Below are 15,967 nucleotides of genomic sequence, written 5' to 3'. Positions count from 1 at the left end.
TCGCCACCCACGAGCCGCGCCCCACCACGCCACTGCCGCGCTCGCTCGCTCGCAGCTGCAGTACGTGAAGGCCCCCTTCATTGCGTCTAGCGCAGTGAAGGGGGCCTTCATGTACTTGGGAAGGCGTGAAGGCCTCCTTCCCTACCTTCAGGGTAGGCAAGGAGGCCTTCACGGACTTGCGATCAACTGCCACCCACATTCAGTAGGTACCTAAGACACCGTTGGCTCTGACCCGATCGCCACTCACGACCGTCGACGCCAGGCTCAGCGGCGCGTGTCCTCCGGAGCCGGAGTCCGGCTCGCCAGCTTCGCCGACCACTCGGTCACCCGCCGCGCCACGTCCTGCGCGGTGAGCCCGACGCGGGCCAGCACCTCCTCGCGCGAACCGTGGTCGTGGAACACCTGCGGCACCGCGAGATCCCGCAGCGGCACGTCGCATTCGGCGTCGCGGAACAACGCGGCCAGCGCGGAGCCGAAGCCACCGTGCCGCCCGCTGTCCTCGACGGTCACGACGAGCTTGTGCTGTTCGGCCAGGGCGACCAGTTCGGCCGGGGCCGGGACGACCCAGCGCGGGTCCACCACGGTCACGCCGATGCCCTGGTCGGCCAGGCGGTCCGCGGCGGCGAGCCCGAGCATCGCGAACGCGCCCACCGCGACGAGCAGGACGTCGGCGTCGCCGTCGGGTTTGCGCAGTACGTCCACCGTGCCGACGCGTTCCACGGCGGGCACCGAGTCGATCACGCCGCCCTTGGAGAACCGCAGCGCCGTCGGCCCGTCCTCGACCGCGACGGCCTCCCGCAGCTCCTCGCGGAGCGTGCCGGCGTCACGCGGCGCGGCGACCCGCATCCCGGGCACCATGCCCAGCAGCGAAAGGTCCCACATGCCGTGGTGGCTGGGGCCGTCCGGACCGGTGATACCCGCGCGGTCCAGCACCAGCGTCACCGGCTGGCGGTGCAGGGCGACGTCCATCAGGACCTGGTCGAACGCCCGGTTCAAGAAGGTCGAATAGACGGCCACGACGGGGTGCTTGCCGCCCATCGCGAGACCGGCGGCCGAGGTCACCGCGTGCTGCTCGGCGATCCCGACGTCGTACCAGCGGTCCGGGTACGCCTCGGCGAACTTGTGCAGCCCGGTCGAGCGCAGCATGGCCGCGGTGATCGCGACGACGTCCTCGCGGTCGGCGCCGATCTTGACCATTTCGTCGGCGAAGACGCCGGTCCAGCTCGGGCCCTTGACCGGCGGCAGGCCGGTTTCCGGGTCGATCGGGTCGGTCTGGTGCATCTGGTCGGCCTGGTTGGTGACCGCCGGCTCGTAGCCGTGGCCCTTCTCGGTGACCACGTGCACGATGACCGCGCCACCGAAGGCACGGGCGCTCTGGAACGCCTTCTCCAGCGCGACGAGGTCGTGCCCGTCGACCGGGCCGAGGTACTTGAGGCCGAGGTCGGAGAACATCATCTGCGGGCTCAGCGCGTCCTTGAGACCCGCCTTCGCCGCGTGCAGCGCCGCGTAGATCGGCTTGCCGACGACGGGCGTGTGCCGCAGCAGTTCCTTGCCGCGGTCCAGCACGCGCTCGTAGCCCGGCTTGAGCCGCAGCGACGCGAGGTGGTCCGCGACGCCGCCGATGGTCGGCGAGTACGAGCGGCCGTTGTCGTTGATGACGATGACGACCGGGCGGCGCGGGTTCGCGGCGATGTTGTTGAGCGCCTCCCAGCACATGCCGCCGGTCAGCGCGCCGTCGCCGACGACGGCGATCGCGTGCCTGCCGCCGCCTTCGAGTTCGAACGCCTTGGCCAGACCGTCCACATAGGACAACGCGGTCGAGGCGTGACTGTTCTCGACGAGGTCGTGCTCGCTCTCGCAGCGCGCCGGGTAGCCGGTGAGGCCGCCGAGCTGGCGCAGCTTGCCGAAGCCGTCATGACGGCCGGTGACGATCTTGTGCACGTACGCCTGGTGACCGACGTCCCACACGATCGCGTCGTCCGGTGAGTCGAAGACGCGGTGCAGCGCCATGGTCAGCTCGACCACACCCAGGTTCGGGCCGAGGTGACCACCGGCGAGCCGCACCTTCTCGACGAGGAAGTCCCGGATCTCCGCGGCCAGCTCGCCGAGCTGGTCCTGGTTCATCCGCTTCAAGTCGGCCGGTCCGTGCACGGACTCGAGCAACGTCACTCTCCCACCTCGCCTGGTTCCTCTTCCGCCGTTCCGGCCAGTCTACGGAGGTCGCCTGAGAGTCTTCCGTCCGCCGCGTCACGGGTCACATGTCAGAAAATCACCACTCGGCACCCAAGGGTGTGAACATGGTCTCTTTTGCCAAGTAGCGGTCACGTCGGGTGGCCGCGATAATCGCTGATCGGCGGTCAGTTCGAAGTACGTTTTCCCGCTGAGAACTCATCAGCGCAGCAGGAGCCGGGTTCGGAGGGCTTGATGGCGGACTTTTTCATCGGTGGCGAGTGGGTCGACGCGGTCGGCGGTGGTCGCCGGGAAATCCGCTGCCCCGCTGACGGGTCGCTGGTCGCGGAGGTCGCCGAGGGCACCCGTGCAGACACCGAAGCGGCCATCGCCGCCGCGCGGAAGGCGTTCGACACCGGCCCGTGGCCGCAGACGCCCGCCCCGCAGCGCGGTGACCTGCTGCTGAAGGCCGCCGACCTGCTCGACCGCGACGCCGCCGCTTTCGCCCGCGCCGAATCGCTTGACACCGGGAAACGGCTGGTCGAGAGCGAATACGACATGGCCGACATCGCCGCGTGCCTGCGCTACTTCGGCAAGCTCGCCGCGAACGACGCGGGCCGCGTGGTCGACACCGGCAACCCGGACGCGTTCAGCCGGATCGTGCACGAGCCGGTCGGTGTCTGCGGCTTGATCACGCCGTGGAACTACCCGCTCCTGCAGACCATCTGGAAGGTCGCCCCGGCGCTCGCGGCGGGCAACACCTTCGTCCTCAAGCCCAGCGAACTGACCCCGCATACCTCGATCATGCTGATGAAGCTGCTGACCGAGGCCGGCCTCCCCGGCGGCGTCGCGAACCTCGTGCTCGGCGCCGGCGCGCAGGCCGGAGCACCGCTCTCGGAGCATCCGGACGTCGACCTCGTGTCGTTCACCGGCGGCCTCGCGACCGGCAAGATCATCGCCGCCTCGGCCGCGGCCACCATCAAGAAGGTCGCGCTGGAGCTGGGCGGCAAGAACCCGAACGTCGTGTTCGCGGACTCGGATTTCGACACCGCCGTCGACTACGCGCTGACCGCGGTGTTCCTGCACTCCGGGCAGGTCTGCTCGGCGGGCGCGCGCCTGATCGTCCAGGAGGAGTGGCACGAGAAGTTCGTCGACGAACTCGTCCGCCGCGCCGAACTGATCCGACTGGGTGGACCTTTCGACCCGAAGGCTGAAACCGGTCCGCTGATCTCGGCCGCCCATTTGGAAAAGATCGAACGCTACGTCGCCGCGGCGCTCGAAGAGGGCGCCGTCCTGCGCACCGGCGGCAAACGCCCCGACGATCGCGAACTCGCGAAGGGGCATTACTACCTGCCGACCATCCTCGACAACGTGAAGCAGGGCAGCAGCGCCGTCGTCGACGAATCGTTCGGCCCGGTGCTCACCGTCGAGACCTTCACCGACGAGGACGACGCCGTCCGCATCGCCAACGACACCCACTACGGCCTCGCCGGCGCGGTGTTCACCTCGGACGCCTCCCGCGCGCAACGGGTCGCGAACCGGCTGCGGCACGGCACGATCTGGATCAACGACTTCCACCCGTACCTGCCGCAGGCGGAATGGGGCGGCTACAAGCAGTCCGGCTTCGGGCGCGAGCTCGGCCCGACCGGACTCGCCGAGTACACGGAGGCCAAGCACATCTACCAGAACCTCCGGCCCGCACCACAGCGCTGGTTCTCCGGGGAGCCCGCGTCCAACTAAAGAGGGGAAACTGCCGATGAGCAATCCTTCCGACGACGGCTTGGCCGGTTTCGGCTACAAACAGGAACTCGAAAGAACGCTCGGCAATTTCCACACCTTCGCCGCCGGGATCAGCTACATCTCGATCCTGACGGGCACCTTCCAGCTGTTCTACTTCGGCTTCAGCTTCGGCGGGCCGGCGTACTGGTGGTCGTGGCCGATGGTGTTCGTCGGCCAGCTGATGGTGGCGCTGTCGTTCGCCGAACTGGCCGCGCACTATCCGGTCGCCGGGTCGATCTACAACTGGTCGAAACGGCTCGGCAGCCCGCACGTCGCCTGGATGGCCGGGTGGATGATGCTCACCGCGTCGATCGTCAGCATCGCCGCCGTCGCGCTCGCGTACCAGATCACGCTCCCCCAGATCTCGTCGTTCTTCTCGTTCTCCGGCGACAGCGCGGTGAACGCGGTCATCCTCGGCACCGTCCTGATCCTGTTCACGACGCTGGTGAACGCCTGGGGCGTCAAGCTCATGGCCCGGATCAACAGCGCCGGGGTGTTCATCGAACTGATCGCCGCGGTCCTGCTGATCGTCGCGCTCGCCGTGAACATCACGCGGGGCCCGGAAGTCGTCATGCAGACCAACAACACCGGCGCCGACCAGCCGTGGGGCTACTTCGGGGCGTTCCTGGTCGCCTCGCTCGCGTCGACCTACGTCATGTACGGCTTCGACACCGCCAGCTCGCTCGGCGAGGAGTCGCACGACCCGCGCAAGAACGCGCCCAAGGCGATCCTGCGCGCGCTGATCGCGTCGTTCGTCATCGGCGGGCTGATCCTCATCCTCGCGCTGATGGCCGTGGGCGACATCAACAACCCGGAGATCGCGACCGGCGGCCTGCAGTTCATCGTGCTCGACGTCCTCGGGAGCACGATCGGCACGATCTTCCTGCTGGCGGTCGTCATCGCCATCACCGTGTGCAACCTGGCCGTGCAGTCGGCCGCGATCCGCATGATGTTCGCGATGGGCCGCGACAACAACCTGCCCGCCGGGAAACACCTGGCCCGGGTGTCGCCGAAGACGAAGACGCCGGTGATCCCCGCGATCGTGTCCGGCGTGATCGCCGTGCTGATCCTGGTGGTCAACGTCGGCCAGCCGCAGATCTTCACGGTGATCACCAGTATCGGCATCATCATGATCTACCTGGCGTACCTGCTGGTCACCGTCCCGATGCTGGTCAAACGTTTCCGCGGGCAGTGGCCGCCGCCGAAGGTGGCGGGCACCAAGTACTTCTCGCTCGGCAAACTGGGGCTGCCGGTCAACATCCTCGGCGTGCTGTGGGGCGGCGCGATCGTGGTGAACCTGGCCTGGCCGCGGCGCGAGGTCTACAACGCGACCGAGCCGTACCACTGGTACCTCGAATGGGGGGCCGTGCTGTTCGTCGGCGCGGTGGCGGTCGTCGGTTTCGCGTATTACTGGTTCGTCCTGCGGCACAAGAGCGGCGTCCTGGCCGATCACGCCGCGGAAGCACATCCCGAGGAGGCAGCACAGTGACCGGAGAGTTCGACTACATCGTCGTCGGCGGCGGGACGGCGGGTTCGGTGGTCGCGGCGAGACTCTCGGAAGATCCGGACGTCACCGTGGCACTCCTGGAAGCCGGACCGTCCGATGTGGACGATCCGGCGGTGCTGGAGCTGACCAAGTGGATGGCTCTGCTGGAATCCGGCTACGACTGGGACTACCTGGTGGAGCCGCAGGAGTCCGGCAACTCGTTCCTGCGCCACGCCCGCGCGCGGGTGCTCGGCGGCTGCTCGTCGCACAACTCGTGCATCGCGTTCTGGGCACCGGCGGAAGACCTCGACGAATGGTCGTCACTCGGCCTGCCCGGCTGGGCTTCGAAGGATATTTTCCCGCTGTACCAACGTCTTGAGACCAACGACGGCCCCGGCGACCACCACGGCCGCTCGGGTCCGGTGACCATCCGCTCGGTGCCGCCGAACGACCCGACCGGTGTCGCGCTGCTGCAGGCGTGCGAGCAGGCGGGGATCCCGAGGACCGAGTTCAACTCGGGCAAGACCGTGACGCACGGGGCGAACTGGTTCCAGATCAACGCGCGTGAGGACGGCACGCGGTCGTCGGCCTCGGTGTCGTACCTGCACCCGATCATCGGCAAGCGGCCGAATCTGGAGATCATCACCGGCGCCCGTGTCCGGCGGCTGTTGTTCGAAGGCAAACGCTGCACCGGCGCGGAATACCTGGCCGACGACCTGATCCACGGCGTCCAGCTGCGCGCGCGGCGTGAGGTGATCCTGTCTTCGGGCGCGATCGACACCCCGAAACTCCTGATGCTGTCCGGGATCGGCCCCGCTTCCCATTTGCGCGAGGTCGGCGTGGACGTGCTGGTGGACTCCCCCGGCGTCGGCGAGAACCTGCAGGATCACCCCGAAGGCGTCATCCAGTGGGACGCGCTGCAGCCGATGACTACCGAATCCACTCAATGGTGGGAGATCGGCATCTTCACCACCACGGAGGAAGGCCTCGACCGGCCGGATCTGATGTTCCACTACGGCTCGGTGCCGTTCGACATGAACACCCTCCGGCAGGGCTATCCCACCACGGAGAACGGCTTCTGCCTGACCCCGAACGTCACGCGTTCGCGGTCGACCGGGACCGTGCGGCTGCGCAGCCGCGACTACCGGGACAAGCCGAAGGTGGACCCGCGGTACTTCACCGATGAACACGACATGCGCGTGATGACCTACGGCATCAAACTGGCGCGCAAGATCGCCGAGCAGCCCGCGCTGGACGAATGGGCGGGCACGGAACTGGCGCCCGGCAAGGACGTCAAGACCGACGACGAGATCGCGGACTACCTGCGCAAGACGCACAACACGGTCTATCACCCGTCGTGCACCGCGAAAATGGGCGGCGACGGGGACCCGATGGCCGTACTGGACGCCCGGCTGCGCGTGCGCGGCGTCGAGGGCCTGCGGGTCGCCGACGGTTCGGCAATGCCGTTCCTGGTCGCGGTGAACCCGTGCATCACGACGATGGCGATCGGTGAGAAGTGCGCGGACCTGCTGAAGGAGGACGCGCGCTCCTAGGACTCGCTCGTCCGGCCCCCTGGCTTCGGTCAGGGGGCCTTCTTCTTGCCGGAAAACCGGTGGAGCGGCCACCGGCGGGCCATTACCGTGCTGCCGGACCACGTCGCCGAGCCGAGGGCCTGCCGTTGTACACCCTGTGAGACCTCCCGAGCGCTGATTTCGTCGCGCGTCGCGTCTTTCGCGCCGCGCCTCCTTTTGCTGCGGATTTCTCACTGAACGGGTGTACTTCCCATGCTCGAAAACTGGGTGGTCGTTCCCACCTGCCTTCCTGCCGTCCTCCGCCGTTGCCACGCCTGCGGATCCGGGCGTTTCCGGGCGAACGGCAAATTCCGGGTCAACGCCAACCACAAACTCATCGATGTCTGGCTCCTCGTGCTCTGCACTCGGTGCGGGGACACCGCGAAACTCACGATCCTGGAGCGGGTGAACGTGCGCTCCGTCCGGCCTGAACTGCTGGAGCGACTGCATGAGAACGACCTCGGCCTCGCCGCTGAACTACTCCAGGATCCGGCCGTGCTCCGCCGTAACCACGTCGCCCTCGATTGGGAGGGCGCCTGGCGGCTCGATACCGATTCCTTGTGTCACGGGGACTTTCGCGATGTCTCGGTTCATTTCGAGGCCCGGATTCCGCTTCGGCCCGTGCGGCTGATCGCGGAAGGGTGCGGTCTTTCGCGGGGCGAGGTCGAGAGACTGATCGAGGAGGGGAAGGTGGTTTCGGCCGTGCGGTTGCAAGGGAAGGTTTCCGGGGATTTCACTTTTACCCTGAAGCGCTGACCCTTGGGTCTCGCACTCACGTGATCAGCGGCGCGCCCTGTGTTCTTAAGTCCGTGAAGGCCTCCTTGGAGTCACGACGCACAGCACTCAAATCACTCATCAGTGGCAAATGCGCAATTGCCGTCGTCGCTTAAAATTACGAATGATTCGCTGTGCATTTTTCGGTAATATGGAGATGTGCCCGAGACGACCATTCCCGAACTGCCGCAGGAGCTGTGGCGCGCCGGCAAGCTGGAGCTTGCCCACGGCGTGACGCACCTGCTGCAGGTCATGAGAGTGGCCTCCGCCGGACTGGGGAACTTCCTGGCGGAGATCGAGTCGCGGGGCGCGGAAGACTTGTTCGGCTACGGGAGCGCGGCATCCTGGCTCGCCGATGTCGCCCGGATCTCCCTTGGCGACGCGCAAGACATGGTGAACCGGGCTCTGGCCTTGAACCCCGCGCCGAGCGTCGGTGGCGAGGTCGCCGTGTTCGCGCCCGCGACCGCCGCCGCGGCCGAGGACGGCGCGCTCGGGGAGCAGCACATCGACCTGATCCTGGAGATCCTGCGCAAGATCCCGTCCGACGTGCCCGTCGAGGACCGAGCCGGGGCGGAGAAGATCCTCGCCGACCTCGCCCGCGACGCCGGACCGAAACAGATCGCCGAGGCCGGAGCCGATCTGCTCGCACACCTCGACCCCGACGGGAACGAGCCGAAAGACCCCGAGCCCGCCCCGCCGCGCCGCGAGGTGTTCGTCGAGCGCCGCAAGGACGGCTTCTGGAAGCTCTCCGGCTTGCTCGACCCCGAAACCGGCGCCCGCACCGCGGCCGCCCTGGACGCCTACGCGGCGAAGCGGCCCGTCGACGAGTTCGGCCAGGCCGACCACCGCACCCTGCCCCAGCGCCGAGGCGACGCGTGGGCCGAACTCCTCGATCTCGCCATCGCCTGCCCCGACCAGCCGGGCACTTCCGGTTACCGCACGCTGGTGCACGTGACCGTCGGGCTCGATGCGCTGAAGACCGGACTCGGGACCGCGTGCCTCGACTTCGTCGGCCGGATCACCGCCCGCGAAGCCCGGCTGGCCGCCTGCGACTGCCTGATGATCCCGGTGGTGCTCGGCGCCGCCGGCGAACCCCTCGACGTCGGACGGATGAAACGCTTCGTCACCCCCGGCCAACGCCGGGCCCTGAACATCCGCGACGGTGGCTGCGCGTTCCCTGGCTGCCATCGAGCGCCGAAACACTGTCACGCCCACCATATTCGGCACTGGGCCGACGGCGGCCCGACCGATCTTCGGAACCTGGTCCTGCTTTGCTCCTTCCACCACCGGCTCATCCACCACGGTGACTGGCAGGTCCGGATGGCTCCCGAGGGGATACCGGAATTCGTGCCGCCCCAATACCTCGACCCGCTACAGGTGCCACGGCGCAACACTCTCCATCGCGTCGTGACCTGACCTTCGCCCCATCCCGAGGAGCCCGCCGACCGCACCGGCGACGGGCTCCTCGGCATGCCCCTATTCAGCCCCAGACGCTTGTGCCTCACGAAAGCCACATTCGGGACATCACATGTCCCGAAGGCGAACCAGCATTTGGGTACCTACGTCCGACCTGCGTGGGCGCGACGACCGAGTGGGGAAGATCTCGGACGTTGGACGGCCGGAATCTTCCCCACTCGCCCAAGACGACAGCCAGCACCAGCTTCACTGCCCCACCTCCTTCGCCAACGGGTCAGCAAAGTGGCTTTCGCGACACGTACCCAGACCACAGGCCTCCCAAAACCACCTCGGCGGCGTAGTGAAGGCCTTCGTCACCCCTGGCCGAGCGGGAAGAAATGCCAACCCATTCCAACCCGAAACGCCACGCAGCCTCCTCAAAGGTAAATGGCCGCCGGAGTTCCCCGATTCCCCGTCATCTGGTCCAGCGCCCATGCCCGCCCGAACTCGGCCAGCGCGGGGCCCGACCAATACGCGGGAATACTGATCCCCTTCCACAGCGGCATCTTCGGCCCGCTCAGGGTTCCGTGACTGACCTGCACCTGGACCGCGCCTTCCACCCAGGTGAAGACGAAATGCGCGTACATGAACATCCACGCCTGCCTGCCCAGCAGATCACGCGCGAGCACCGGCCCTTCGGAGGGGTACGGCGCCGTGTAGATCACTTGCTTCCGACCGCTGCGGTAACTGATCTCCTGTGCCGTGACACCAGGAGGAAGCATTGAGGGTTCCACTCGATCAGTCCTCCACAATGGTGATCGTGCCGTGCCCGTCACAGCCGGAACAACCTTTTCCATCACAGTCGCCACAGACCGAAGTAAGATAGTTCATGATTTGAGAAAGTTAGCGAGCACGACGACACCCGGACAAGCCGAACGAAGCCACTCCATTCCGACGGATTACAAATTCGGAATTATTGCAGCAGCGCAACGCATTCGACGTGGTGCGTCATCGGGAAAGCGTCGAAGGCGCGCAGATCCACCAGCCCGTATCCGTGCTCCTTGAACAGCGCGATGTCGCGCGCCAGGGCGGCCGGGTCGCACGCCACGTAGACGATCCGGTCCGGGGATCCCTCCACAATGGACTCCACGACCGCCTTGCCCGCGCCCTTGCGCGGCGGGTCGAGGACGACGACGTCCACCGGTTTGGGGGCATCGGCCAGCAGGTGTTCGACGCGGCCGGAGCGCCAGCGGACCTGCGGGAGGTCGGCCAGGTTCTCCTCGCCGTCGGCGACGGCACGCCGTCCGGATTCGATGGCCAGGACCCGTCCGCGCGGGCCGACCTGTGAAGCGAGCACGGACGCGAAGAGGCCGACGCCGGCGTACAGGTCCCAGGCCACGCCGTCGCGCGGTGCCTCGGCCCACTCCGCGACGACGGCGGCGAGCGCGTCCGCGGCGGCCGGGTGGACCTGCCAGAAGCCGTGTGCGTCCAGGCGCCAGTCGCGACCGGCGGCGTGCTGGACGGCGATGCCGCCCGCCAGCTGCCGCGACCGGGTCTTCCCGTGGACCGTGGACAGGTCGCGAAGGTGCACTTGCCCCTCGCCGTCCTTGGTGACCTCGATTTCGCTGCCGGGCCGCCAGTTGCGCGACACGACGTCGTCGAGCGCGCCGGGGACGGTGATCGGGCAGTCGTCGACCGCGATCACGCGGTGGCTGTGGTGCGCGCGGAAGCCCGCCTTGCCGTCCTTGCCCGCGACGAGCCGCACGCGGCTGCGCCAGTCCAGCGGGCCACCGTCGAGCGCCTCGACGACGACGTCGCGCTCGATCCCGGCGAGGCGCTTCAGCTGCTCCATGACCACGGCGGCCTTGAGTTCGCGCTGATGCTTGGGCGTGGCGTGCTGCCAGTCGCAGCCGCCGCACTCCCCCGGCGCCGCGAGCGGGCACGGCGGCTCCACGCGTTCGGGGGATGCTTCGAGGACCTCGATCGCGTCGGCACGGCAGAACGAGCCGCCCTTGTCCTCGGTGACCGTGGCCAGGACCCGCTCGCCGGGCAGCGCGTGCCGGACGAACACGACCCGGCCCTCCGTCCGGGCGACGCAATGCCCGCCGTGCGCGACCGCGCCGACCTCCAGCTCGATCGTTCGTCCGAGCCAGGTGCCGGTCGACGCGTCCACACTCATTCTGCTTTTTCCTTGTTCTTCTCGGGTTGCTTGACGACCGGGGAGAAACCGCGCCGGACGTCGCCTGCCGCCGGACGCGCCTTCCGGTCTCGTTTGATCGCCTTTTCCGACGATTCGAGCTGCCACGGCACGCTGGTCACCATGACGCCGGGCTGGAACAGGAGACGTCCCTTGAGCCGCAGCGCGCTCTGGTTGTGCAGGACCTGCTCCCACCAGTGCCCGACCACGTACTCGGGGATGAACACGGTCACCACGTTGCGCGGATTGTCGCCGCGGACGCGTTTCACGTAGTCCAGCACCGGTTTCGTGATCTCACGATACGGCGATTCGATCACCTTCAGCGGCACCTTGAAATTGTGGTCGTCCCATTCCTGGACGAGTTTGCGCGTCTCGACGTCGTCGACGTTCACCGTCACGGCTTCGAGGACGTCCGGCCGCACGGCCTTGGCGTAGGAGACCGCGCGCAGGGTCGGCAAGTGCAGTTTCGAAATCAGCACGATCGCGTGGTTGCGCGAAGGCAATACGGCCGGTTTCCGGTCCATTTCGCGCAATTCCTCGGCGACCCGGTCGTAGTGCTTCCGGATCGCGGTCATCAGCACGTAGATCGCCACCATCGCCGCGATCGCGATCCAGGCGCCGAGGAGGAACTTCGTCACCAGCACGATGATCAGCACGGTGCCGGTCATGGTGAGGCCGATCGCGTTGACCGTCTGCGAACGCCGCATCCGCCGCCGCACCGTCGCGTCGGTCTCCTTGGCCAGCAGGCGGTTCCAGTGCCGGATCATGCCCGCCTGGCTGATCGTGAAGGAGACGAACACTCCGACGATGTAGAGCTGGATGAGCTTGGTGACCTCGGCGTCGAACGCGATGATCAGCACCAGCGCGAAGGCGGCGAGGAACAGGATGCCGTTGGAGAAGGCCAGCCGGTCGCCGCGGGTGTGCAGCTGGCGCGGCAGGTAACGGTCCTGGGCGAGGATCGAGCCGAGCACCGGGAAACCGTTGAACGCGGTGTTCGCGGCCAGCAGCAGGATGATGCCGGTGGCGAAGGAGATGTAGTAGAACGCGGGGGTGAAGTCGGCGAACACCGCCTGCGCGATCTGCGCGACGATCGTCTTCTGCTCGTAGCCCGCCGGTGTGCCGGTGAGCTGGGTTTCCGGGTGCTCGGCGAATTTGACGTCGGTGATGATCGCCAGCGTGATGATGCCGACCAGCATCGTCACCGCGAGCACACCCATCATCAGCAGGGTGGTCGCGGCGTTCTTCGATTTCGGCTTCTGGAACGCCGGGACACCGTTGCTGATCGCCTCGACCCCGGTCAGCGCCGCCGCGCCGGAGGAGAACGTGCGCAGCAACAGGAAAAAGAACGCGAAACCGGTCAAAGAGGTTTCTTCGTGCAACTGGAAGTCCGCGCTCTCGGCGCGCATGTCGGCGCCGGAGGCCGCCTCGATCAGGCCCCAGATCACCATGCCGAGGATGCCGATGATGAACCCGTAGGTCGGGATCGCGAACGCTTTGCCCGATTCGCGCACTCCGCGCAGATTCAACGCGGTCAGCACGACCACGATGATGACCGCGGCGATCACCTTGTGCTGCGCCACCCACGGAATGGCCGACCCGATGTTCGCCACACCGGACGAGGTCGACACCGCGACGGTGAGCACGTAGTCGACCAGCAGCGCGCTGGCGACGGTGAGGCCGAATTTGCCGCCCAGGTTGGTGTTCGCGACTTCGTAGTCGCCGCCGCCACTGGGATAGGCGTGCACGTTCTGCCGATAGGACGCCACCACGACCAGCATGACGAGCGCGACGGCGACGCCGATCCACGGCGCGAACGCGTACGCCGACAAACCGGCGACGCTGAGGGTCAGAAAGATTTCCTCAGGCGCGTAGGCGACGCTCGACAACGCGTCGGACGCGAAAATCGGCAGCGCGATGCGCTTCGGCAGCAGCGTATGCGAGAGGCGGTCACTCCGGAATGGACGTCCGAGGACGAGCCGCTTCAATACGGTCGGGAACTTCGACACCGCAGAAGACTAACGGTCCGCCCCCAAGGTAGGTTCGGCGCTGGTATGTCTGGGTACCTGCGGACGGGTGAACGTCCGACGACGAAGGAGGCAGGGCGTGCACGTGGTGATCATGGGATGCGGCCGGGTAGGCGCATCCCTGGCCGCGGCGCTGGAGCGGCTGGGGCACGAAGTCGCCATCATCGACAAGACCCAGCAGGCGTTCCGGCGGCTCGGCAGTGATTTCCACGGCCAGCAGGTGGTCGGCGTCGGTTTCGACCGGCAGGTGCTGATCGAGGCCGGGATCGAACGCGCGGGGGCTTTCGCGGCGGTGTCCAGCGGCGACAACTCCAACATCATCTCGGCGCGGGTGGCCAGGGAGAACTTCGGCATCGACAAGGTCGTCGCCAGGATCTACGACCACAAACGCGCGGCGGTCTACGAACGGCTCGGTATCCCGACCGTGGCGACCGTGCCCTGGACGACCGACCGGTTCCTGCGCACCCTGCTCCCCGACGGCGTCGCCTCGGAATGGCGGGACCCGTCGGGCAGCGTGGCGTTGCTGCAGCTGCCGCTGAACGAGGGCTGGGTCGGGCACAGCGTGCGCGACCTGCAGGACACCACCGGCGCGCGGGTCGCGTTCATCATGCGGTTCGGCACCGCCGTCCTGCCCGACACCAAGGCCGTGATCCAGGCGGACGACGTCGTGTACGTCGCCGCGAAATCAGGCACTGTCAGCGACGTGACCAGCGTCGCCGCTCGCGAACCGGAAGAGGAGAACTGATGCGGGTCGCGATTGCCGGGGCCGGCGCGGTCGGCCGGTCGATCGCCGCGGAGCTGATCGACGGGCGCCACCAGGTGATGCTCATCGAACGCGAGGCCGACCAGTTCGAGCCGCACACCGTCGAGCAGGCGGACTGGGTGCTGGGCGACGCGTGCGAGGTCTCGATCCTCGAGGAGTCCGGGATCGAGGAGTGCGACGTCGTGATCGCCGCGACGGGCGACGACAAGGCGAACCTCGTGGTGTCGCTGCTGGCGAAGACCGAGTTCGCGGTGCGCCGGGTGGTGGCGCGGGTCAACAACCCGGCCAACGAATGGCTGTTCAACGACGCCTGGGGCGTCGACGTCGCCGTCTCGACCCCGCGGATGCTCGCGGCGATGGTCGAGGAGGCGGTGAGCGTCGGCGATCTGGTGCGGCTGATGACGTTCCGGCAGAGCCAGGCGAACCTCGTCGAACTCACCCTCCCGGAGGAGACGCCGCTCGCGGGCAAGGCGGTCAGCGAGATCAACCTGCCGCGGGACGCGGCGCTGGTGACGATCCTGCGCGGCGACCGGGTGATCGTGCCGCAGCCGGAAGACCCGCTGGAGCCGGGTGACGAGCTGCTGTTCGTGGCGACGTCGGACGTCGAACCGGAGATCCGGACCGCGCTGGGCTATTAGTTGTCGACGGCGGGCGCCTGCGCGTACTTCGCGCGCAGGCGGGCCTCGACCTCTTCGTCGGTCTCCTCGCGCGGGGCCTCTTCGGCCTGCGCCTTGAGGTGCTTGTCCGACCGCCGCACCGCCCAGACGACGGTGAGCAGGCCGAGCGCGTACAGCGGATAGCCCATCGCGATCTTCGCGAAGGCCAGCCAGCCGGTGTAGTCCTCGTCGTAGAGCCAGCGCTGGACGACGAACCGGGCACCGAAGATCAGTGCCATCGCGGCGGTCGCGATCGAGTAGGAGATCAGCGACTTCTTGTCCTTGCGCCACGCGTGGCCGCTGCCGTTGAGCGCGTTCCACACCACGCCGGCGAGCGGCCAGCGGACGAGGATCGACAGCACGAAGACGCCGCAGTAGACCAGGCTCGTCCAGATGCCGAACAGGAAGAAGCCCTTGGCCGAACCGGTCCGGTAGGCGATGAACGCCGCGATCGCGACGCCGAAGAACCCGGAGATCGCGGGCTGCAACGGCTCCTTGCGGACGATGCGCAGCACGGTGATCGCCACCGCGCTGCCCACCGCGGCCCAGATCCCCACCGTGAGCCCGAAGATCGCGTTCGCGATCACGAACACGATGACCGGCAGCGAGGAATAGAACAGTCCGGACAGCCCGCCCATCTGTTCCAGCAGGGTGGGCTGGGGCTTCTTGTCTTCGGTCTTCTCTTCGCCGCCGACGGGTTCAGTCACGATGCGGGATCAACTCACAGGGCTCTGAAGTTCGTAATAGGGGTTGTAAAGCACCTTCTGACCATCACGTTCGGCCATCCGGCCGCGCACCTTGATGGTTCGCCCGGGTTCGATTCCGGGGATCCGGCGGCGTCCGAGCCAGATTAGCGTCACACCCTGTGTGCCGTCGAACAGCTCGGCCTGCAGGGTCGCCGCCTCGTTGGTCGGGCAGAGCTCCACGCTGCGGAGTCTGCCGAGCACCGTCACCTCTTGACCCGACCGGCAGTCGCAGGCGCGCTGCGCTCCGCCGGCCTCGGATTTTTCGGACAGATCGTCGGCGTCGAGATCCTCGACGTCGCTGGTCAGCTTGCGGACCAGCCGGCTGAAGTAGCCGCCGTCTTTGGCGGACATAACGGTGCTCCTGTGCTCCGGGGCCCCCGACTTGAACGGCCCGTGCGTAATCCAGC

The 15,967-nt window shown here is 67.5% G+C and carries 13 protein-coding genes; 7 read left to right on the top strand and 6 right to left on the bottom strand.

All coding sequences use genetic code 11. The features are described from left to right. Window positions 1–264: 264 nt before the first annotated feature. The gene (gene dxs, locus AMK34_RS24430; RefSeq protein ID WP_073846896.1) at window positions 265–2,169 is read right to left on the bottom strand and encodes a 1-deoxy-D-xylulose-5-phosphate synthase; all 1,905 of its coding nucleotides are present in this window, start codon (window positions 2,167–2,169) and stop codon (window positions 265–267) included. Between the two features lie 255 nt (window positions 2,170–2,424). Between dxs and AMK34_RS24425 the strand changes: the two genes are divergently transcribed. From AMK34_RS24425 to AMK34_RS24405, 5 genes are all read left to right on the top strand, one after another. Next, window positions 2,425–3,909 (top strand): aldehyde dehydrogenase family protein, encoded by a 1,485-nt coding sequence (locus AMK34_RS24425; RefSeq protein WP_073846895.1) that lies wholly within the window; start codon window positions 2,425–2,427, stop codon window positions 3,907–3,909. Between the two features lie 16 nt (window positions 3,910–3,925). Then, window positions 3,926–5,437, top strand: a complete 1,512-nt coding sequence (locus AMK34_RS24420) for an APC family permease (protein WP_073846894.1) — start codon at window positions 3,926–3,928, stop codon at window positions 5,435–5,437. Beyond that, the gene (locus AMK34_RS24415) at window positions 5,434–6,987 is read left to right on the top strand and encodes a GMC family oxidoreductase (protein ID WP_073846893.1); all 1,554 of its coding nucleotides are present in this window, start codon (window positions 5,434–5,436) and stop codon (window positions 6,985–6,987) included. Before AMK34_RS24420 ends, AMK34_RS24415 begins: the two co-directional genes overlap by 4 nt. Window positions 6,988–7,218: 231 nt before the next feature. Further along, window positions 7,219–7,761 carry a DUF1062 domain-containing protein gene (locus AMK34_RS24410; RefSeq protein ID WP_073846892.1) on the top strand — a complete coding sequence of 181 codons (543 nt, stop codon included), beginning with the start codon at window positions 7,219–7,221 and terminating at the stop codon, window positions 7,759–7,761. A 177-nt stretch (window positions 7,762–7,938) separates the two neighbouring features. Continuing rightward, on the top strand, window positions 7,939–9,195 hold the full coding sequence (locus AMK34_RS24405; protein WP_073846891.1) for an HNH endonuclease signature motif containing protein: 1,257 nt from the start codon (window positions 7,939–7,941) through the stop codon (window positions 9,193–9,195). Window positions 9,196–9,611: 416 nt separating this feature from the next. On the opposite strand, the gene AMK34_RS24400 is transcribed toward AMK34_RS24405, so the two are convergent. From AMK34_RS24400 to AMK34_RS24390, 3 genes are all read right to left on the bottom strand, one after another. Next, complete coding sequence (locus tag AMK34_RS24400; RefSeq protein WP_235213379.1) at window positions 9,612–9,956, bottom strand: hypothetical protein; 345 nt, start codon at window positions 9,954–9,956, stop codon at window positions 9,612–9,614. A 191-nt stretch (window positions 9,957–10,147) separates the two neighbouring features. After that, entirely contained in the window at window positions 10,148–11,353 is a 1,206-nt protein-coding gene (locus AMK34_RS24395; protein WP_073846890.1) for a class I SAM-dependent RNA methyltransferase, read from the bottom strand. After that, the gene (locus AMK34_RS24390; RefSeq protein ID WP_073846889.1) at window positions 11,350–13,377 is read right to left on the bottom strand and encodes an APC family permease; all 2,028 of its coding nucleotides are present in this window, start codon (window positions 13,375–13,377) and stop codon (window positions 11,350–11,352) included. The genes AMK34_RS24395 and AMK34_RS24390 overlap by 4 nt, the downstream gene beginning before the upstream one ends. A 97-nt stretch (window positions 13,378–13,474) precedes the next feature. Here AMK34_RS24390 and AMK34_RS24385 point away from each other — a divergent pair, with 97 nt between their 5' ends. After that, window positions 13,475–14,140, top strand: coding sequence for a potassium channel family protein (locus AMK34_RS24385; RefSeq protein WP_016332962.1), 666 nt, complete (start codon window positions 13,475–13,477; stop codon window positions 14,138–14,140). Then, entirely contained in the window at window positions 14,140–14,796 is a 657-nt protein-coding gene (locus tag AMK34_RS24380; RefSeq protein WP_016332961.1) for a potassium channel family protein, read from the top strand. Before AMK34_RS24385 ends, AMK34_RS24380 begins: the two co-directional genes overlap by 1 nt. Here AMK34_RS24380 and AMK34_RS24375 read toward each other — a convergent pair. Next, on the bottom strand, window positions 14,793–15,521 hold the full coding sequence (locus tag AMK34_RS24375; protein ID WP_037343737.1) for a DUF3159 domain-containing protein: 729 nt from the start codon (window positions 15,519–15,521) through the stop codon (window positions 14,793–14,795). The two genes, AMK34_RS24380 and AMK34_RS24375, sit on opposite strands and share 4 nt — an antisense overlap. 9 nt (window positions 15,522–15,530) lie before the next feature. Then, the gene (locus AMK34_RS24370; protein ID WP_034316985.1) at window positions 15,531–15,911 is read right to left on the bottom strand and encodes an OB-fold nucleic acid binding domain-containing protein; all 381 of its coding nucleotides are present in this window, start codon (window positions 15,909–15,911) and stop codon (window positions 15,531–15,533) included. Window positions 15,912–15,967: the final 56 nt, after the last annotated feature.

It is taken from the genome of Amycolatopsis sp. CB00013 (genome assembly GCF_001905755.1).
Taxonomy (GTDB): Bacteria; Actinomycetota; Actinomycetes; order Mycobacteriales; family Pseudonocardiaceae; genus Amycolatopsis; species Amycolatopsis japonica.
The sequence above is the reverse complement of the archived record's forward strand: the minus strand, read 5'-3'. Positions and strand labels throughout refer to the sequence as shown.

What these genes read in the sequence shown, in the direction of transcription:
- AMK34_RS24425 (WP_073846895.1), top strand. Translation starts at nt 2,425, where the DNA reads ATGGCGGACTTTTTCATCGGTGGCGAGTGGGTCGACGCGGTCGGCGGT.
- AMK34_RS24420 (WP_073846894.1), top strand. Translation starts at nt 3,926, where the DNA reads ATGAGCAATCCTTCCGACGACGGCTTGGCCGGTTTCGGCTACAAACAG.
- AMK34_RS24410 (WP_073846892.1), top strand. Translation starts at nt 7,219, where the DNA reads ATGCTCGAAAACTGGGTGGTCGTTCCCACCTGCCTTCCTGCCGTCCTC.
- AMK34_RS24400 (WP_235213379.1), bottom strand. Translation starts at nt 9,956, where the DNA reads ATGCTTCCTCCTGGTGTCACGGCACAGGAGATCAGTTACCGCAGCGGT.
- AMK34_RS24395 (WP_073846890.1), bottom strand. Translation starts at nt 11,353, where the DNA reads ATGAGTGTGGACGCGTCGACCGGCACCTGGCTCGGACGAACGATCGAG.
- AMK34_RS24380 (WP_016332961.1), top strand. Translation starts at nt 14,140, where the DNA reads ATGCGGGTCGCGATTGCCGGGGCCGGCGCGGTCGGCCGGTCGATCGCC.
- AMK34_RS24370 (WP_034316985.1), bottom strand. Translation starts at nt 15,911, where the DNA reads ATGTCCGCCAAAGACGGCGGCTACTTCAGCCGGCTGGTCCGCAAGCTG.